This is a genomic window from Actinomyces sp. oral taxon 448 str. F0400, assembly GCF_000220835.1.
Classification (GTDB): Bacteria; Actinomycetota; Actinomycetes; order Actinomycetales; family Actinomycetaceae; genus Actinomyces.
Genome location: NZ_GL985606.1, coordinates 2,624,401 through 2,641,296 on the forward strand (window position 1 = coordinate 2,624,401; position 16,896 = coordinate 2,641,296).

15 protein-coding genes and 3 tRNA genes are annotated in these 16,896 nt (G+C 71.4%); 5 read left to right on the forward strand and 13 right to left on the reverse strand.

Features of this window, described 5'->3' with window-relative positions:
• Positions 1-9 precede the first annotated feature (9 nt).
• Positions 10-1,098: an adenylate/guanylate cyclase domain-containing protein gene (locus tag HMPREF9062_RS11065; RefSeq protein ID WP_009750237.1), complete on the reverse strand. Its 1,089-nt coding sequence runs from the start codon at positions 1,096-1,098 to the stop codon at positions 10-12.
• 117 nt (positions 1,099-1,215) lie between these two features.
• On the reverse strand, positions 1,216-2,142 hold the full coding sequence (locus HMPREF9062_RS11070; protein WP_034254248.1) for a biotin--[acetyl-CoA-carboxylase] ligase: 927 nt from the start codon (positions 2,140-2,142) through the stop codon (positions 1,216-1,218).
• Between the two features lie 69 nt (positions 2,143-2,211).
• Here HMPREF9062_RS11070 and HMPREF9062_RS11075 point away from each other — a divergent pair, with 69 nt between their 5' ends.
• A complete protein-coding gene (locus HMPREF9062_RS11075; protein ID WP_034255002.1) occupies positions 2,212-2,904 on the forward strand; it encodes a Maf family protein in 693 nt (230 codons plus the stop codon).
• A gap of 131 nt (positions 2,905-3,035) precedes the next feature.
• Positions 3,036-3,593: an NUDIX domain-containing protein gene (locus HMPREF9062_RS12235; RefSeq protein ID WP_441293816.1), complete on the forward strand. Its 558-nt coding sequence runs from the start codon at positions 3,036-3,038 to the stop codon at positions 3,591-3,593.
• 9 nt (positions 3,594-3,602) lie between these two features.
• On the opposite strand, the gene HMPREF9062_RS11085 is transcribed toward HMPREF9062_RS12235, so the two are convergent.
• From HMPREF9062_RS11085 to HMPREF9062_RS11105, 5 genes are all read right to left on the reverse strand, one after another.
• Positions 3,603-4,574, reverse strand: coding sequence for a hypothetical protein (locus tag HMPREF9062_RS11085; RefSeq protein ID WP_050795286.1), 972 nt, complete (start codon positions 4,572-4,574; stop codon positions 3,603-3,605).
• A gap of 34 nt (positions 4,575-4,608) precedes the next feature.
• Entirely contained in the window at positions 4,609-4,779 is a 171-nt protein-coding gene (rpmG, locus tag HMPREF9062_RS11090) for a 50S ribosomal protein L33 (RefSeq protein ID WP_009750241.1), read from the reverse strand.
• Positions 4,780-4,834: 55 nt separating this feature from the next.
• A tRNA-Met gene (locus HMPREF9062_RS11095) sits at positions 4,835-4,908 on the reverse strand.
• A 40-nt stretch (positions 4,909-4,948) separates the two neighbouring features.
• Positions 4,949-5,021: transfer RNA gene (locus HMPREF9062_RS11100), tRNA-Thr, on the reverse strand.
• Positions 5,022-5,139: 118 nt separating this feature from the next.
• A tRNA-Tyr gene (locus HMPREF9062_RS11105) sits at positions 5,140-5,224 on the reverse strand.
• A 266-nt stretch (positions 5,225-5,490) separates the two neighbouring features.
• Here HMPREF9062_RS11105 and HMPREF9062_RS11110 point away from each other — a divergent pair.
• From HMPREF9062_RS11110 to HMPREF9062_RS11120, 3 genes are all read left to right on the forward strand, one after another.
• Positions 5,491-6,534 (forward strand): FecCD family ABC transporter permease, encoded by a 1,044-nt coding sequence (locus tag HMPREF9062_RS11110; protein ID WP_009750242.1) that lies wholly within the window; start codon positions 5,491-5,493, stop codon positions 6,532-6,534.
• Positions 6,534-7,352, forward strand: a complete 819-nt coding sequence (locus HMPREF9062_RS11115; protein ID WP_009750243.1) for an ABC transporter ATP-binding protein — start codon at positions 6,534-6,536, stop codon at positions 7,350-7,352. Before HMPREF9062_RS11110 ends, HMPREF9062_RS11115 begins: the two co-directional genes overlap by 1 nt.
• A gap of 160 nt (positions 7,353-7,512) precedes the next feature.
• Positions 7,513-8,598, forward strand: coding sequence for an ABC transporter substrate-binding protein (locus HMPREF9062_RS11120; protein WP_009750244.1), 1,086 nt, complete (start codon positions 7,513-7,515; stop codon positions 8,596-8,598).
• A 90-nt stretch (positions 8,599-8,688) separates the two neighbouring features.
• On the opposite strand, the gene htpX is transcribed toward HMPREF9062_RS11120, so the two are convergent.
• The 6 genes from htpX to HMPREF9062_RS11150 all read right to left on the reverse strand — a co-directional run bounded on the left by htpX (position 8,689) and on the right by HMPREF9062_RS11150 (position 16,892).
• The gene (htpX, locus tag HMPREF9062_RS11125) at positions 8,689-9,555 is read right to left on the reverse strand and encodes a zinc metalloprotease HtpX (RefSeq protein ID WP_009750245.1); all 867 of its coding nucleotides are present in this window, start codon (positions 9,553-9,555) and stop codon (positions 8,689-8,691) included.
• Between the two features lie 130 nt (positions 9,556-9,685).
• Positions 9,686-10,801, reverse strand: a complete 1,116-nt coding sequence (gene ald / locus HMPREF9062_RS11130; RefSeq protein ID WP_009750246.1) for an alanine dehydrogenase — start codon at positions 10,799-10,801, stop codon at positions 9,686-9,688.
• Positions 10,802-10,963: 162 nt separating this feature from the next.
• Positions 10,964-12,442, reverse strand: a complete 1,479-nt coding sequence (locus HMPREF9062_RS11135; RefSeq protein WP_009750247.1) for an FAD-dependent oxidoreductase — start codon at positions 12,440-12,442, stop codon at positions 10,964-10,966.
• Positions 12,443-12,610: 168 nt separating this feature from the next.
• A complete protein-coding gene (locus tag HMPREF9062_RS11140) occupies positions 12,611-13,717 on the reverse strand; it encodes a polyprenyl synthetase family protein (RefSeq protein WP_009750248.1) in 1,107 nt (368 codons plus the stop codon).
• Positions 13,714-15,315 carry an NADH-quinone oxidoreductase subunit NuoN gene (gene nuoN, locus HMPREF9062_RS11145; RefSeq protein ID WP_009750249.1) on the reverse strand — a complete coding sequence of 534 codons (1,602 nt, stop codon included), beginning with the start codon at positions 15,313-15,315 and terminating at the stop codon, positions 13,714-13,716. The genes HMPREF9062_RS11140 and nuoN overlap by 4 nt, the downstream gene beginning before the upstream one ends.
• Positions 15,312-16,892 (reverse strand): NADH-quinone oxidoreductase subunit M, encoded by a 1,581-nt coding sequence (locus HMPREF9062_RS11150; RefSeq protein WP_009750250.1) that lies wholly within the window; start codon positions 16,890-16,892, stop codon positions 15,312-15,314. Before HMPREF9062_RS11150 ends, nuoN begins: the two co-directional genes overlap by 4 nt.
• Between the last annotated feature and the right edge of the window lie 4 nt (positions 16,893-16,896).

Here is a 16,896-nt window from a genome sequence, read left to right on the forward strand (position 1 = left end):
GACGCCCGCTCACACGTGCGATAGCGACCAGGGGGTGATGTTGCCCAGCCCCTTGGCGACCACCTCATGGCACGACTGCACCCGGTAGCGATCGGCGCCGGGCCCCGAGGCGATCGCCATGGCGGTCGCCTCGTCCATCCGGATCCCGCCGGGTTCGGCGGTGCCCACCAGCCGGGAGGCGAGGTTGACCGGCGGGCCGAAGACGTCGCCGGAACGGGAAACGACCCGGCCCTGGACCAGGCTGGCGCGCACCAGGATCATATCCGGACCGGCCTGGAGCTCATCGACCAGAGCGGTGACGACCTCGGCGGCCACCAGGAGGTCGTCGGCGATGTACATGACGGCGTCCCCGATGGTCTTGACCACGCGGGCCCCGCGGGAGGTCACGACATCCCGAGCGGTGGACTCGAAGTCCTCCAGCATGGCGGACAGCTCCTTGCGGCCCATGGTCTGGGCGCGCTGGGTGAAGGAGACGATGTCGACGAAGCCCAGCGAACGGGTCAGCGGGTACAGGTCCGGCCCGGCGTCCTCGCGTCCGCGGCGCGCGATCTCGGCGTCGGTGCGGCTGATGAGCGCGGCCAGGTGACGCCGCCAGACGTATCCGAGCTGGGCGGACAGGGACTCGACCATCTCGTCGACGTGGTCCAGGGCCACGAGCCTGGCGGAGGTGTCGTCCAGGTGGAGGCGCTGCCCGATGTCGGTCACGAGGGTCTCGAGCTGCCACAGCACGAGGCGATCCATCGTGAAGGACTGGGCGCGCATCATCTCCAGGACGCTGCTGGCGGCCAGCCCGCCGCCGGGCGCAGCCGGAGAGGGGAGGCCATCGTCAGTATCGTCGATGAGGTCCGCGACGTTGCGCAGCGCATCGACATCGTTCTCGGTGAAGCGCGTCTCCTCGGGGTCGACGTCGGCGAAGCCCATCGAGCGCCAGAAGCGGCGGGCGAGCTCGAGGCTGGTACCCGCGCGCTCGGCCATCTCGCGCATGCTCAGCGCGGGCGGGCCTCCGAGGAGCAGGCGCTCATGACCGGCGAGTGTGGCCCAGCGGGTGTCGCAGAGCGCAGCGGTGCCATCCTGTGCGAAGCCGCTCACGTCGGGCATCGGCGTGCGATCCTGCACCTGTGCGGGGGGCGTCTGGTCAGTCACATCGGCAACAGTAGCGCACGTCACACGTCAACGCTCATTCGGCGCGCGCCAGAGGAGCCTACGCAAGGGGGTTCACGCAGGAGAGTCCAGCCTCGCCAGGAGGGCCTCCCCCGTTGAGACGACGAACTCCTCGGCCCCCTCCCCCGCGGGTCCGCCGGCGGCCCCGCGCAGCACGAGACCCGGCCGCAGGTCCACGGCCCTGCCGCGCACGCGACCCGCCGGCGTCGTCACGACGAGATCGCGTCCCAACGTCGAGCAGGCGCCCCTCAGGCGCCGGCCCAGCTCACCGTCGCCGCCGTCGGGATCGCCGTCCCGGCTCTCCCAGCGGGAGACCAGATCGGCGAGGTGCCGCCCGAGATCCTCCAGGACCTCCTCGGCGTCCGCGCCAGCGGGCTCCGCGCCCAGTCCGGTCAGCGACGCCGCCCAGGGCACGGGCAGGTCCGCGGCGCTCTGCGTCAGGTTCACGCCGATGCCGACGACGACCGCGGCCGCACCGGCCCGCGGGTCCCGCCCGCCGGCCCCGTCCCGGGCGGGGGCGGGCACCAGCTCGCACAGCACGCCGGCCACCTTGCGGTTCCGCCCCCACCCGGGCAGGTCCGCCACCGCCCCTGGATCCTCGGGCAGGGCCACGACGTCGTTAGGCCACTTCGTCCACACCCGCCAGCCCGCGCTCTCCAGTCGGGGCTCAAGCGTGCGCTGCACCGCTAGGCCCGCCAGCAGCGGCAGCCATTCCAGGCGCTCGACGGGCACCAGCGGCCGCAGGACCACCGAGACCGTCAGAGCGCCGTCGGGCGGCGTCGTCCATACGTGCCCGGCACGGCCGCGTCCCGCCGTCTGGGACCGAGCGCGCAGGGCCGACAGGTGCGGCCAGTCGCGAGCGGCGAGCGGGTCCGCGCGCCCGTCGGGAGCGCTCAGCGCGACGCGCAGGTCGTCGTTGGTCGAACCGGTCGTCGGAACCGTTACGAGGCGGGAGAAGGCGGAGGAGGACGAGGAGGACACTGCGACAGCCTACCGGCCGCGCCGCGCAGCCGCGTCCTGCGCGCGGGGCGATCATCTAGGGTGGCGACCGTGATCATCCTGGCCTCGCAGTCCTCCGGCCGTCTGGCCACCCTGCGCGCCGCGGGCGTCGAGCCGCTCGTACGGGTCTCCGACGTCGACGAGCCCGCCGTCCTGCGCGCGCTCGCCGCCGATCGCCGTCCTGCACCCACCCCCGCCGAGCAGGTGCAGGCGCTCGCGACCGCCAAGGCGACCGATGTTGCGGCCGCTGTCACGGCAGGCCCGGCCACCCTCGCAGGAAGCGGACGCGCACCGGCGGGAACCGGGTGCGAGGAGGACCCGGCCGCGGTGGTCGTCGGCTGCGACTCCATGCTGGAGATCGATGGCCGCCTCGTCGGCAAGCCAGGGACGCCGCGGGCCGCCCGCGAGCGCTGGCGGGTAATGCGCGGGCGCACGGGGTTGCTGCATTCGGGCCACGCGCTGGTGCGCGTGCGCGACGGGAGGACGGCTCGAGGCGTGTCCTCGACGGTCGTGCGCTTCGGCTCCCCCACAGACGCGGAGATCGACGCCTACGTGGCGACCGGTGAGCCTCTGGAGTGCGCGGGGGCGTTCACCATCGACGGGCTCGGGGGCGCCTTCATCGACGGGATCGACGGCGATCCCCATGGGGTGGTCGGCATCTCGCTGCCGCTGCTGCGGCGCCTGCTGGCCGAGCTGGGGGTGCGGTGGACCGACCTGTGGGCGGCCGCGGCGGGTCGCCCGTGACGGCCCGGGACCGGAGGGCCTCCGATCACGAACGCGGTCGGGCGCGCAGCATCAGGCGCCCCGGAGACGGATGGGTCGAGTGCGGATGCGGTCAGCGGCACTGGGGTCTCAACGGCGCGGCCGGTCTGCTCGTGTGGCGGCGCGCGCGGCGGGGCGGGCCGGGCCTCGAGGTGCTGCTGCAACTGCGCGCCGAGTGGACTCATCAGGGCGGGACCTGGGGCCTGCCCGGCGGGGCGGTGAGCGATGGGGAGAGTCCGGCCCAAGGGGCGCTGCGCGAGTGCGAGGAGGAGACCGGCCTGCCCGCCCGGATGCTGTCCCTGGGACCCGGGTGCACTCGGACCCACCCCGACTGGTCGTACACGACCTTCACGGCGCAGGCCCCGTCCGACGGGAGATGGGACGCGCTGGCCCCGACGGACGGCGAGTCCACGGCCCTGCGGTGGGTGCGGCTCTCGCCGACGGCGGACGGCCGCTGGGCCCGCCCCGAGCCGGGCGGGGTGGGCGCGTCCGACGCCGGGGCCGGGGCGCCCCTGCTCGCTCCGCTCGATGCCGCATGGGACGAGCTGGCGTCTCTGCTGCCCGCCCCGGCCCGAGAATCGGCCGCTCGTGCGCCGCGAGGGGCCGCGGACCGGGAGGAGCGCGGGCGGACCGGTCCGGTCAGACGGCGCCCGTCTCGAGCTGGTGGTTGAGACGGGCGGTCACCGACGTCGACGCCGCGAGGAAAGCCCGCCGGGCCCCATCTCCGGAACGTCGAGACGCAGGCCGAGCTCGTCCTCCTCGGCGCCCGCGGGCGCCCATCCGCGTCGCAGCACTCGGCGGCCCCCCGCGATGAGGTCGCCGCCGTCTGAGACTGCGAGCAGCGCCGCCGCCCGGTCGCCGGCGGGCGGGCCCTCGCCGGGCGGGCCGATGCGCGCCGGTACGAGCAGGGGGGCGGGCATGCGCAGGTCGATGGCGTCCCCGGTCGGCGGAACCAGGGCGAGGCTCACGGCGGCCAGGAGAAGGCCGTGCGCGACGACATCGTCCGGTCCGGCCCGCAGTCCCGCATCGCGGGCGGCGCCGGGGACGAGATGCACGCGGTTGGAGTCGCCGCCGGCGTCGGCCCATGCGGCGATGTCACAGGCGCGCACGAGCACCGTGCGGCCGGTCCGGGTCGACCGCGCCCGCGGGCGCCCCTGCGCCGATCCCCGCGTCAGGGAGCCAGCTGCGGGTGGGCGCGGCGTCGCCGGCCGGACGCGTCGACCGGTCGGCCGGACCGATGCGTGCGCGTCGGCCCGGTGAGCTTCTCCCAGGCGCCGGGTCAGGTCGTGGACGACGTCGGCGCCGCGGGGCCAGGCGGAGCCGGCGTCATCCGCCCCCACCCGGACGCGGGCGCGCACGAGCCGCCATCCGGCGCGTTCGTCCGCCTCCGCGCGGGGCTCGTCGAAGCCAGCCCGTGCGGGTGCGAGGCGGCAGCGCCGGTGAAGCAGACCGTGCCAGTGCCCGAGCTGCGGCGTCCGCTGCAGCTCGCGCAGGGAGACGACGGCCGGCAGAATCGCCCGACTCCCCCGGCGGGCGGCTGCCGACGCGCCGCCCGGGACGGCGGCGGATGCGGCGAGAACGGCCTCCAGCACCTGTTCGAGAGCATGAGACGGCCCCGCCGACTGCTTATCGACGAGGCCGAGGGTACTCACGAGCTGGTCGTACCGGTTGCGGCGGGAACGGGCTTCAGCGAGTCTCGCGGTGCTCGGTGTGACGACCGCAGCGCGAGCAGAACTTCCGAATCGTCAGGCGGTCCGGGGTGTTGCGACGGTTCTTCTTGGTGATGTAGTTGCGCTCCTTGCACTCCGAGCAGGCCAGAGTGATCTTGGGGCGAACGTCGCCGGTTTTGCTAGCCACGTGGCTCTCCTCTGATTGATCCTCGAGCCGGTGGGCGCCTTGCTCGAACCTTGCGTAGCGGGGGAGGGACTCGAACCCTCGACCTCACGATTATGAGTCGTGCGCTCTAACCAGCTGAGCTACCTCGCCGTACCAACACACGGGGGCCACGTGGCCCCGCATGCGTCAGAGCCCCGAAAGGGAATCGAACCCTTGACCTTCTCCTTACCATGGAGACGCTCTGCCGACTGAGCTATCGGGGCACCGAGCGGAACCCTAAGCGGGCGGGAATCGCTGCTGCAACCTCCGCTCCTCGTGGCCTCGCTCACTGCGGGACCGTCCCGTAGGACGGCTCTGGCCCCTGCCGGAGCAGGACGACCATGGTGGCGGGTGAGGGATTCGAACCCCCGTAGCATTCCGCGGCTGATTTACAGTCAGCTCCCATTGGCCGCTCGGGCAACCCGCCGTGCCCCGCGTTCGCCCTGCGGGAAGACGCTACGCGGTGCCGTGGAAGAATAGCAAGCAGACGATGGACCGCGCCAATCCCGCCCGTAGGGCCCTAGTCACACGCCGTCCGAAGCCGTCGCCGCTCGTCGCCCGACCCGGAGTTTCGCCCACTCGCAATACCGTGAGGCCGACGGCACCCCCGCAGCGGTAGCCTCGTCTCCCTCAGCGCCTTCACCATCGATCCTCTCGGACCTCCTCATCGACACCGCGACATCAGGACCAGCCATGGCCAATCGTCCTTCGCTCCCAGTCCGCCGCCGATCGTTCCACGCCCTGCTCCTGCTGTTCGGTATCCTCGTCCTGGCCGCCGCCGTGATCGCCGGGCTGGCGATAGGCCGGGCTATGCTCCGGCCCGGCGAGGTGATCGGCGTGCTGAACCACGCCGTGACCGGCAACGGCCACATCGCTCTGACGAGCAAGACGATCGTCATGAACGTGCGTCTGCCCCGGGTCGTCGCGGCCGCCGCGATCGGCGCCGCGCTCGCCGTCTCGGGCACCGCCTACCAGGGGCTGTTCCGCAACCCGATGGTCTCCCCCGACATCCTCGGGGCGAGCGCGGGGGCTTCCTTCGGGGCGGTGCTGGCCCTGCTCGTCTCGGCGAGCCGCCCGGGAGTGCAGGCCGCGGCCTTCGCCGGTGGGATCATCGCGGTGCTGCTGACCTACGCCTCGGCGCGCCGAATCGGTCGCGGGACCGACCAGATCCTGCTGCTGGTCCTGTGCGGCATGATCGTCTCCGCCCTCTTCCAGGCCTTCGTCTCGGCCGTCAAGTACACCGCCGACCCCGACTCGAAGCTCCCGGAGATCACCTACTGGCTCATGGGATCGATCGCCAAGGTGACCTGGGCCGACCTGGCGCTGTACGCCGTCCCCTTCACCGTGGGCATCATTCCCATCGTGGCGCTGCGCTGGCGGCTCAACACCCTCGCCTTCGGGGAGGAGGAGGCCGAGTCGCTGGGGGTGAACGTCACCGCGCTGCGCCTGATCTGCATCGCATGCGCCACCCTGCTCACCGCCTCCAGCGTGGCCATCTGCGGGGTCATCGGCTGGGTCGGTCTCATCATGCCCCACCTCGTGCGCTTCATCGCCGGCCCCGACAACCGGATCGTCGTCCCGATGTCGGTCCTCCTGGGCGGCGCCTTCCTCATCCTGGTCGACACAGCCTGCCGCACGGTCATGGCCTCCGAGGTCCCGCTGGGCATTCTCACCAGCGTCATCGGCGCGCCGCTGTTCTTCATCATCCTGCTGCGCAGCCGGCGAGGAGGCCGCTGATGAGCCCCCGACCCGACGACTCCGCGCCGGCGACGATCAGAGCGCGCGGCCTGGCATGCGGATACCACGGCGATCCGGTTCTGACGGACATCGGCCTCGACGTGCGCTGCGGCGAGGTGCTCTGCCTCCTGGGTCCCAACGGGGTGGGCAAGACGACACTCTTCCGCACCCTGCTCGGCCATCTGGCGGCGGTCCGCGGCACCATCGAGATCGGGGGCGAGCCGGGCCCGAACCTGTCTCGCCGCGAGATGGCCCGCGCCATCGCCTACGTCCCCCAGTTGCACGAACCTCCCTTCGCCTTCACGGTGCTCGACGTCGCCCTGACCGGCTGCGCTTCGCGCCTGGGCCTGTTCAGCTCGCCCCCGGCCGAGGAGCGCGAACGCGCGAGCGCGGCGCTGGAGCGGCTGGGCATCGCCCACCTGGCCGAGCGCTCCTTCAACGAGCTCTCCGGCGGCGAGCAGCAGATGACTCTCATCGCGCGCGCCCTGGTCCAGGACGGCACGATCCTCGTCATGGACGAGCCGGCCGCGGCCCTGGACCTGCGCAACCAGGCGACGGTGCTGTCCACGGTGCGCGACCTCGCCGACGAGTCGCACGGCGTGATCATGACCTCCCACAACCCGGACCACGCCTTCATGATCGCCTCCCGCGCCCTGCTCATCACGCGCGAGAGACGCATCCTGAGCGGGCCGGTGAACGAGGTGCTCTCCGAGGCGAACCTGCAGGAGGCCTACGGCACGCGCGTGAGAGTGATCGACACCCTCGATGACGACGGCCGCCCGACGCGCACCTGCGTCCCCTCGATCGAAGCGTTCTGAGCGTCTCGCTGAACGCCTCGGGGTCGTGACGCCGCGCACTCTTTTCGTGCGACCTGAATCGCATGTCGAGACCGCGCCCCGAAGCAGCCCTAGAGTCACGGCGACCCGTTCAACGAACCAGAACCAGCCGCTCAATCCGCACTGTCGCATCGGAGGCCCCATGTCCGCATCCAGTCGTCCATCCCCCTCCCGCCGCGACCTGCTCAGACTCACCGGCCTCGGCATCGGCAGCGCCGCCGGCCTGACCTCGCTGGCGGCCTGCCGTTCCACGTCGTCGTCGGATGACGCGACGGGATCGGACACCCAGACCGTCACCGATATGGGCGGCACGCAGGTCGAGGTCCCCACGAGCATCACCCAGTACGCCGACGGCTGGTACGCGCACAACGAGGTGACGATCATGCTCACCAAGGCCGAGGGTCTCGTCGCCACGCACTGCGGCCCCGATCGGTTCCCCTGGATGTACAGGGTGTGCCCAGCCATGTCCAATGCGACGGTGTCCTTCGGCGACGACTTCAACTTCGAGGACGTCTCCAACTTGAACCCGCAGGTCATCTTCGACTCCTCCGACGACCTGCGCGGCAAGGCCGGGGAGGTCGGCATCCCGCTGGTCAATTGCCTCTTCCACACCTATGAGGAGATGAAGCAGTCGATCACCCTGACCGCCCGGGTCTACGGCGGGGACGCCCCGGGGATCGCCGAGACGTACAATGCCGAACTCGACCGGGTCGTCGCCGCGGTCACGGAGAAGACGGACGCGCTCACCGACGACCAGCGGCCCACCGTCATACACGGCCCCAGCGTCTACCAGCTCAAGCTCGATGGCACCGGCACCATCATCGACACCTGGATCAACGCAGCCGGCGGGAAGAACGCCGTCACCCAGGAGACCCACGGCGCCGACACAGCATTCGACATGGAGCAGATCATCGCCTGGAATCCGGACGTCATCATCACCGGCACGCTGGGCGAGGACGAGAAGATCCTGTCCGACCCGACCTGGGCCGGCGTCAAAGCGGTCCAGGACGGGCAGGTCCATGTCAATCCCAAGGGGGTCTTCGGCTGGGACCGCTACGGCGTCGAGGAGCTGCTCCAGGTCCAATGGGCCGCCAACCTCCTCCACCCCGACCTGTTCGCGGAGCTCGCCATCGAGGACAAGGTCAAGGACTTCTACTCCACCTACCTCGACTACCAGCTCACCGACGACGAGGTCGCCCTCATCCTGGCCGCCAAGAACCCCGAGTAAGGGCCGCTCTCGCCCGGTACCCGGCCGGTACCGGGCGAGAGCGGGCACCGGCCCGTCGCGCGTCCGTCGGCCCGGTGCCGACGGCGCCGGTCAGTAGCCGGCCATCTGCTCCAGGCGCCTGATGCGCTGGTCCATGGGCGGATGCGTGCCGAACAGGTTGCGCACCCTCCCGAAGGGGTTGGCGATCATCATGGCGGACACCGGTTCGACGCGCGGGTCCTGGGCCATCGGCGCGCGCGCCACCCCGGTCTCCAGCTTGTGCAGCGCACTGGCCAGAGCCAACGGGTCATTGGCCAGGACGGCGCCGTCGTGGTCGGCGTCGTACTCACGAGTGCGTGAGATGGCGAACTGGGTGAGGCTGGCGGCCAGCGGTGCCAGGATCGCCAGGAGCAGCAGGGCGATGCCATTGCCCTCGCGCCGGTCCCGCCCGCCGCCGCCGAACCACAGGATTATCGTGGCCAGGGAGGAGATGATCCCGGCGATGCCCGCGGCGACCGAGCCGGTGAGGATGTCGCGGTTGTACACGTGGGACAACTCGTGCCCCAGGACTCCGCGCAGCTCGCGCTCGTCGAGGAGCTGGAGGATGCCCTGGGTGGCGCACACCGCGGCGTGGTGGGGGTCGCGGCCCGTGGCGAAGGCGTTGGGACTCATGGTCGGTGCGACGTACAGGCGCGGCATGGGTTGACCGGCCGCAGCCGACAATTCGCGCACGATGCGGTGCATCTGCGGCTGCTGGGCCTCGGTGACGTTGATCGCGCCCATGGAGCGCACGGCCAGCTTGTCGGAGTTCCAGTAGGTGTAGGCGGTCTGGGCGATGCCGATCAGCGGCATGATGAACAGCCAGACCGCCGAGCCCGTGCCCCGGGCGAGCAGCCATCCGAACAGGAGGAGCAGACCCCACATGCCGCCCATGAGAATAGCGGTCTTGAGGCCGTTGTGGTGATTGGTGCCGATCATGCCGCTCAGTCTATGGGCGGGCGCTGTGCGGCGACCGGGGCGGCCGTCGCTCGCCTGCATGCGAACGGGCGCGGATGGCCGCCGCCGTGGCGTCTTGTCACCCGGCGCGGCGGCGGGCCCGAAGCGCCGTTCAGTCCACCAGCGCGGTGATGTCGGCGATGGGCAGCCCCAGAGACTCGCCCACGCCGGCGGCGTACAGGAAGCCGGCGTGGGTGCTCAAACCGCGTGCGAGGTCGCGGCGCGCCCGGCAGGCGCCGTGCCACCCGGCGTCGGCCAGGGCGGAGACGTAGGGCAGCGTCGCGTTGGTCAGGGCGTAGGTGGAGGTGTGCGGCACGGCGCCGGGCATGTTGGCCACGCAGTAGAAGAGCCTCCCGTCGACCTCGAAGGTCGGCGCGGAATGGGTGGTGGGCCGGGAGTCCTCGAAGCAGCCGCCCTGGTCGATGGCGACGTCGACCAGCACGCTGCCCGGCCGCATGGATTCGACCGTGCGGCGGGTGACCAGACGCGGGGTGCGGGTCCCCGGCACGAGGGCCGCGCCGATGACCAGGTCCGCGCCGGCGCAGGCGCGGGCGACGTCGAGCTCGGTGGAGAAGCGGGTGCGGACCGCGCCCCGGGTCGTCTCCTCGATTCGTCGCATGCGGGCGGGGTCGACGTCGAAGACGGTGACGTCCGCGCCCATGCCCGCCGCGACCCGCGCGGCGCCCATGCCCGCGGTGCCGCCGCCCAGGACGACGACGTCGCCGCGCCTGACCCCGGCGGCCCCGCCCAGCAGGACCCCGGCCCCGCCATGGGGACGCAGCAGGGCGTCCGCACCGACCTGGGCGGCCAGACGTCCGGCGATCTCGGACATGGGCGCCAGCAGGGGCAGGGCGCCGGTATCGGTCGCCACCGTCTCATAGGCGATGGAGGTGACCCGACGGGAGAGGAGCTCATCGGTCAGAGGCCGGTCCGCCGCCAGGTGGAGGTAGGTGAACAGGATGAGGTCCGGGCGCAGGAGGGGGTACTCGCCCTCGACCGGCTCCTTGACCTTGAGGATCATCTCGGAATCGGCCCATAGCGCGGGGACATCATCGGTGATGGCGGCGCCGGCGGCCACGTACTCCTCGTCGGGGATCGCCGCCCCCTCACCGGCCCCCGCCTGGACGGTCACGGCGTGCCCGCGGCGGGTGAGCGCGTGAGCGCCGGCCGGAGTGATGGCGACGCGGAACTCATTGTCCTTGATCTCTGCGGGAACGCCGACTCTCATGATTCTCCCTTTCGCTTCTTCCCCGCGGGCGGCGCGCCGACGTCCGCGGGCTCATACCCCGCCCACCATAGGGCCTTCGAAGCGCCGCCGGGCGCCGGCGCGCCCCGCCGATGCCGCTCGCCAGCGGTCGGTCGGCGGGGCACCGGCTCGGCTCGCGACCGCTCAGCCCTCGGACCGGCCGACGAGACGCTGCGGGACGCGGTCGGCCTCGGGCTGCCCGATGAGATCTTCGGGGATGTCGGTGCCGCGCGAGATCGCCGTCATGGCGTCGCGGGCGACGACTTTGACGCGCTCACGCGGACCGCGATCCCCCTCGACCTCGCCGAAGTCCGCGCCGAGCTCGCGCTCGTAGGCGTCGAGCAGCTCCCAGCCCTCCCAGGTCGTGTAGGGGACCCGGCGTGAATCCAGCAGGGCGAGGGCGGCGTCGTGACCGACCTGGGCGTCATCGTCGGCGGTGGCGTGAAGCAGACCGGCCCCGGCGTCGGCCACGAGGTTGGAGACGGTCTCCTGAGCGTCGGATTTGGTCGAGCCGATGAGCCCGACCGGGCCGCGTCGGATCCAACCGGTGGCGTAGACGCCGGTGATCGGCTCGCCGTCCTCACCCAGAACCCGGCCACCCTCGTTGGGGATGACGTGCCGGCGCTCATCGAAGGGCAGGCCGGCGATGGGGCTGCCGGCGTAGCCAACGGCCCGGTAGACGGCCTGAACGGGCCAGTCCTTGAACTCGCCTGTACCGGAGACGGAGCCGTCGCCGTTGAGCCTGGTGCGCTCGGTGCGCAAGCCGCGCACATGCCCGCCGTCGTCGGTGAGCACCTCGACCGGCGACCAGAAGAGATGGATGTGAATGGTGTGGGATGCGGTGAGGTCCTCGGACTCCTGCATGGCGTAGCCCTCGAGAGCCTTGACGACCTGGCGCTGCTGGTTGGAGGCGGCCAGGGCCGCCCGCGAGCCCTCGTCGTACTCGAAGTCCTCCTCATCGACCGTGACGTCGACGTCCGGCTGCTTGCCGAGCTCGCGCAGCTCCAGAGGGGTGAACTTGACCTGGGCGGGACCGCGGCGGCCGAAGATGTGGACGTCGGTGACCGGGGATTCCCCGAGAATGGCGGCGACGTTGGAGGGGATCTCGGTGACCATGAGATCCTCGGCGTGCTTGGCCAGCACCCGGGAGATGTCCAAGCCGACGTTGCCGACGCCGATGACCGCGACCTCCTTGGCGTTCAGCCGCCAGGTGCGCGGGTGATCGGGGTGGCCGTCGTACCAGGAGACGAAGTCGGCTCCGCCGTAGCACTCGGGGGCGTCGACGCCGGGAATGTCCAGGGGGGCGTCGGTGTCGGCGCCGGTGGCGAAGATGAGGGCGTCGTAGTGCTCGTGCAGCTCGGCGACGGTGATGTCGCGGCCGATCTCGACGTTGCCGATCAGACGGATGTCGCCGCGCTGAAGGATCTTGTACAGGGCGACGATGATCTGCTTGATGCGGGGGTGGTCGGGGGCGACCCCGTAGCGCACGAGTCCGTAGGGCGCGGGCAACCGCTCGAACAAGTCGATACAGACCTCCAGGCCGGACTTCGAGAGGATGTCCGAGGCGTAGATGCCTGCGGGACCGGCTCCGATGACGGCGACACTGAGAGGACGTGCGTTCACTGCGTCTTTCGTTTCTGTAAGCGGCGGGTTGGGTCGGGGCCGACGGGACGCGAACGACGCCGACGACGGCCCGCAGACCAGTTTATGGGCCGCGCGCCCCTCATTCTCATGGCGTCGGACACACAGTCGAATCAGCGTTCGCGGCGCGGGAGGGGGCGGGGCGGGGGCTCAGGCCGCCCGGTCCACGAGCAGCCTCGCGAACTCCTCCATGCCGGCGCGCACGAGTCCTACCCGTCCGCGGGCCTCGGCCAGCGTCGTCTCCCGCTCGGAGGCGCTGGCGCCCGCATCCTCCAGGCGCTCGCGCGTCCCGGCGACGACGGCGTCCTCCAGGCCCGCGAGCACGCCGACGGCCTGCCGGGCCCACGTCATGGCCATCTCGCGGGTGCGGGCCAGGACCGGATGCCGGCGCAGCCGGGCCACGACGTCGGCCAGGGCCGCGTCATCGGCCAGGTTCTCGGTCGACAGCCGGGAGAGGATCGCCTGTCCGGCGGCGTCCAGTTCGCCGGCCGCCAGAGCCTTGCGCAGCAGCAGCACCGGCATCGTGTCCACGCCCTCGCGCAGATCCGTCCCCGGAGTCTTGCCGGTCGTCTCCGAGTCGGACGTGAGGTCGAGGACGTCGTCGGCCAGTTGGAAGGCCACGCCGATCTTCTCACCGAACTCCTCCACGATGCGCTCGGTGCGCTCGCCGGCCCGGGTCAGCATGGCGCCGTAACGGGCGGAGACGGCGATGAGGGAGCCGGTCTTGTCCGCCAGGATCTGAATGTAGTGGTCGACGGGGTCGGTGCACGCCGGCCGCTGCAGGGTCTCGTGGAGCTGCCCCATGCACAGCCGCTCGAAGGTCTTGGCGTGCGCCTGGACGGCCCGCGGGCCGAGCGCCGCGACCAGCTGCGAGGCGCGGGCCACCAGCACGTCGCCGGTGAGGATCGCCGCCGAGTTGCCCCACACGGTCTGGGCGCTGGGGGCGCCCCGACGCAGGGGGGCCTCGTCCATGACGTCGTCGTGGTAAAGCGTGGCGATGTGGGTCAGCTCGACGGCGACCCCGGCGTCGCGCACCTGCTCCCCGGTCGCCAGCACGGGATCGCCGAGCTGGGCGGTCAGGAGCGTGAGGACCGGTCGCAGCCGTTTGCCTCCGGCCTCGGCCAGGTGGGAGGTGGGCGGGTTGATGGTCTCATCGGCGTTGCTGACGACCTCGAGGAGCCGGGCCTCGACCGCGTCGAGAGCCGGGGAGAGGCGGCCCTCGAGCTGCGGGGCGTTCAAAGGCAGCGATCCGATCACGACAGGAGCATAGCGGCGCGGCCCAGGAGCTCGGCCACCGGCTGCGGCACCACGCCGAGAGCCGCGGTGACGATGATCGCCAGACCGATGGCCACCGCCGACGGGCCCATCGACTCCACCACGACGACTCCGTCGTCCTGCGGTTCCCGGAAGAACATGAGGACGACCAGGCGCATGTAGAAGAAGGCCGTGATGGCCGAGGAGACGACGGCGACGATGACCAGCCAGGCGGCCCCGCCGTTGATGCCGGCGGCGAACAGGTCGAACTTGGCAATGAAGCCCGCCGTCAGCGGGACCCCGGCGAAGGACAGCAGGAACACCGTCATGGCGCCGGCGAGCCACGGGTTGCGCCTGCCCAGACCCGTGAAGGCCGTCAGGTCGTTGGCCTCGGCGCCGGCGGCGCCGTTGTGGCCGGTGCGCACGAGGGCGACGACGCCGAACGCGCCCACGGTGGCCGCGCCGTAGGCCAGGGCGTACAGGAGCAGGGCGCTGATCCCCACCCGGCTCAGAGCGATGATGCCGATGAGCATGTAGCCGGCATGGGCGATCGCCGAGTAGGCGAGCATGCGCTTGACGTCGGTCTGGACGACGCCGACGACGGTGCCCACCACCATGGTCACGATGGCGACCGTCCACAGGAACGGCGCCATATCCCATCCGTAGGAGCCGCCGACGATGTAGTAGAAGCGCACAAGGGCCAGGAAGGCGGTGGCCTTGACGCCGGCGGCCATGAAGCCGGTGACCGGGGTCGGCGCGCCCTGGTAGACGTCCGGGCTCCAGGCGTGGAAGGGGGCGGCGGCGGTTTTGAACAGGAGACCCACCGTCACCAGGGCCACGCCGGCCAGGCCGAGCCAATCCATGTCGAGCACTCCGCCCGCGGCCAGGGAGGTGGCGACCTCCGAGTAGGACACCGAGCCGGACACCCCGTATAGGAAGGCCGAGCCCAGCAGGAGGAAGGCGGAGGAGAAGGCGCCCAGCACGAAGTACTTCAGCGCCGCCTCCTGGCTCAGCAGGCGGCGGTGGCGGGCGGTGGCGGCCATGATGTACAGCGGCAGCGAGACCAGCTCGAGCACGACGAACAGTGAGATGAAGCCGGCGGCCATCGGGAAGAGCATCATGCCGGCCAGGGAGAACAGCATGAGCGGGAAGACCTCAGTGGTGGTCCACCCGTGGAGCAAGGACTCGCTCTCCTCCGCACTGCCGGGCCGGTCAGCGGCCTGGGCGGCGAAGGAGCCGTCGCCCGCGGTGGTCCGGTCGGCCATGACGAGTACGGACAGCAGGCCGATGACCAGCATGATGCCCTGGGCGGACACGCTGAAGGGGTCCTCGTTGAAACCGGTGACGAGCACGCGGCCCACAGCCTGCGGCTCGGCGACGCCGGTCTGCGAGCCGGCGGCCTGCGCCCACACCTGCGTCCAGCGAGTGGTCACGGCGACCCCGGAGCCGAGGACGGCGAGCACGGCCAGGCAGCTCTGCACGCCCGGGCGCGCGGCGCGGGGCGCGAAGGCCTCGACGAGGACGCCGAGCACGCCGGCTCCCAGGATGATGAGAACCGGGGTGAGTCCGGCCCATTCGATGGTCGGGGCGGTGAAGCTCACTTGCTGATCCCTTCCGTGGCGGTGGGGGTGGCGGGCGCCGGCACGGCGGGCGACGCGGCCGCGGGGGCGACGTCGTCGCTCATGGTGGTCGAGATCTGCTCGGCAACGCCGTCGAGGGCGTCGGTGAACACGCCCGGGACCAGGCCGAGGGCGAGCATCGCCACGATGACGGGCGCCAGGACGAGCCGCTCGCGCCCGTCCAGGTCCGCGTCGCTGGCGCGGCGGGCGGCCGGCGCTCCGGTGAAGACGCGCTGATAGGGCAGGAGCACGTAGACCGCGGCGATGATGACTCCGAGGACGGCGACGACTCCGAGCGCCATCGATCGCGAGAACGTTCCGGTCAGGACCATCCACTCCGGCACGAAGCCGCTCAGGCCCGGCAGGGCGATGGAGGCCAGGCCGGAGAACAGGAAGGTCCCGGCGACCAGGGGCAGGACGCGGCCCATACCGCCCAGCTCGCTGATGACGACCGTGCCGGTGCGCCGGGCCAGGAAACCGGTGGCGAGGTAGAGGCCGGCGATGGACAGGCCGTGAGCGACCATGTAGACCATGGCGCCGCTGGCGGCGATCGGGCTGCCGATGAAGATCCCCAGCACCATGAAGCCGAAGTGGCTGATCGAGGTGTAGGAGATCAGGCGGTAGAGATTGTCCTGGCCGACGGCGGCCAGACCTCCGTAGATGATCCCGATGACGGCCAGCACGAGGACCACCGGGGCCGCCCACCTCGACGCCTCGGGGAACAGCGGCAGGACCAGAGTGATCATGCCGTAGGTGCCGATCTTGTCCAGGACCCCGATGAGCAGCACGGAGGTGCCCGCGGTGGCCTGCTCGGCCGTGTCGGGCAGCCACGTGTGCAGCGGCACCAGCGGGGCCTTGACCGCGAAGGCGACCATGAAGGACACGAAGATCCAACGGATCGTCGTCTGCGGGGCCGCCAGGCTCCCCACGAGGGACTCGACGAGGAACTCATCGCCCTGGTGCGGGCCGTAGACGTACAGGGCGACGACGCCGATGAGCATGACGAGCCCGCCGGCCAGCGAGTACAGGAGGAACTTCAGGGCGGCGCGCTGACGGTCCGGTCCGCCGAAGCGGCCGACGAGGAAATACACCGGCACGAGCATGGCCTCGAAGCAGACGTAGAAGAGGAAGACGTCGCGCGCACTGAAGATGACGACGATGAAGGCCTCCAGGACCAGCACCAGCGCCGTGAACGAGCCCTGCCGGTCGGCGGGGACCTCGCCCCAGCTGGCGAGCAGGACGACGGGCACCAGGAGGGCCGACAGAAGAAGCATGGCCAGACCGAGAGCATTGACGCCCAGGGCCCAGGAGACGCCCAGGAAGGGGATCCACGCGTGCGTCTCGGCGAGCTGGACGGTGCCGGCCTTACCGGCGTCGAAGGCGACCAGCGCCCAGATGCCAACGCCGAGCGCGCCCAAGGAGAAGACGAGGCCGACGGCGCGGGCCGCGCGCCAGGTGAAGGGGAGGAGCCACAGGAGGAGCGCCCCGACGAGCGGGACGAGCACCATGATGGTCAGCACAGGGGCCGTCGCGGGAATGGATGCGGTGATGGACTGCATGTGG

Coding starts and splice junctions, on each gene's coding strand:
- HMPREF9062_RS11065 (WP_009750237.1), bottom strand. CDS start 1,098: ATGCCCGACGTGAGCGGCTTCGCACAGGATGGCACCGCTGCGCTCTGC.
- HMPREF9062_RS11110 (WP_009750242.1), top strand. CDS start 5,491: ATGGCCAATCGTCCTTCGCTCCCAGTCCGCCGCCGATCGTTCCACGCC.
- HMPREF9062_RS11115 (WP_009750243.1), top strand. CDS start 6,534: ATGAGCCCCCGACCCGACGACTCCGCGCCGGCGACGATCAGAGCGCGC.
- HMPREF9062_RS11120 (WP_009750244.1), top strand. CDS start 7,513: ATGTCCGCATCCAGTCGTCCATCCCCCTCCCGCCGCGACCTGCTCAGA.
- htpX (WP_009750245.1), bottom strand. CDS start 9,555: ATGATCGGCACCAATCACCACAACGGCCTCAAGACCGCTATTCTCATG.
- ald (WP_009750246.1), bottom strand. CDS start 10,801: ATGAGAGTCGGCGTTCCCGCAGAGATCAAGGACAATGAGTTCCGCGTC.
- HMPREF9062_RS11150 (WP_009750250.1), bottom strand. CDS start 16,892: ATGCAGTCCATCACCGCATCCATTCCCGCGACGGCCCCTGTGCTGACC.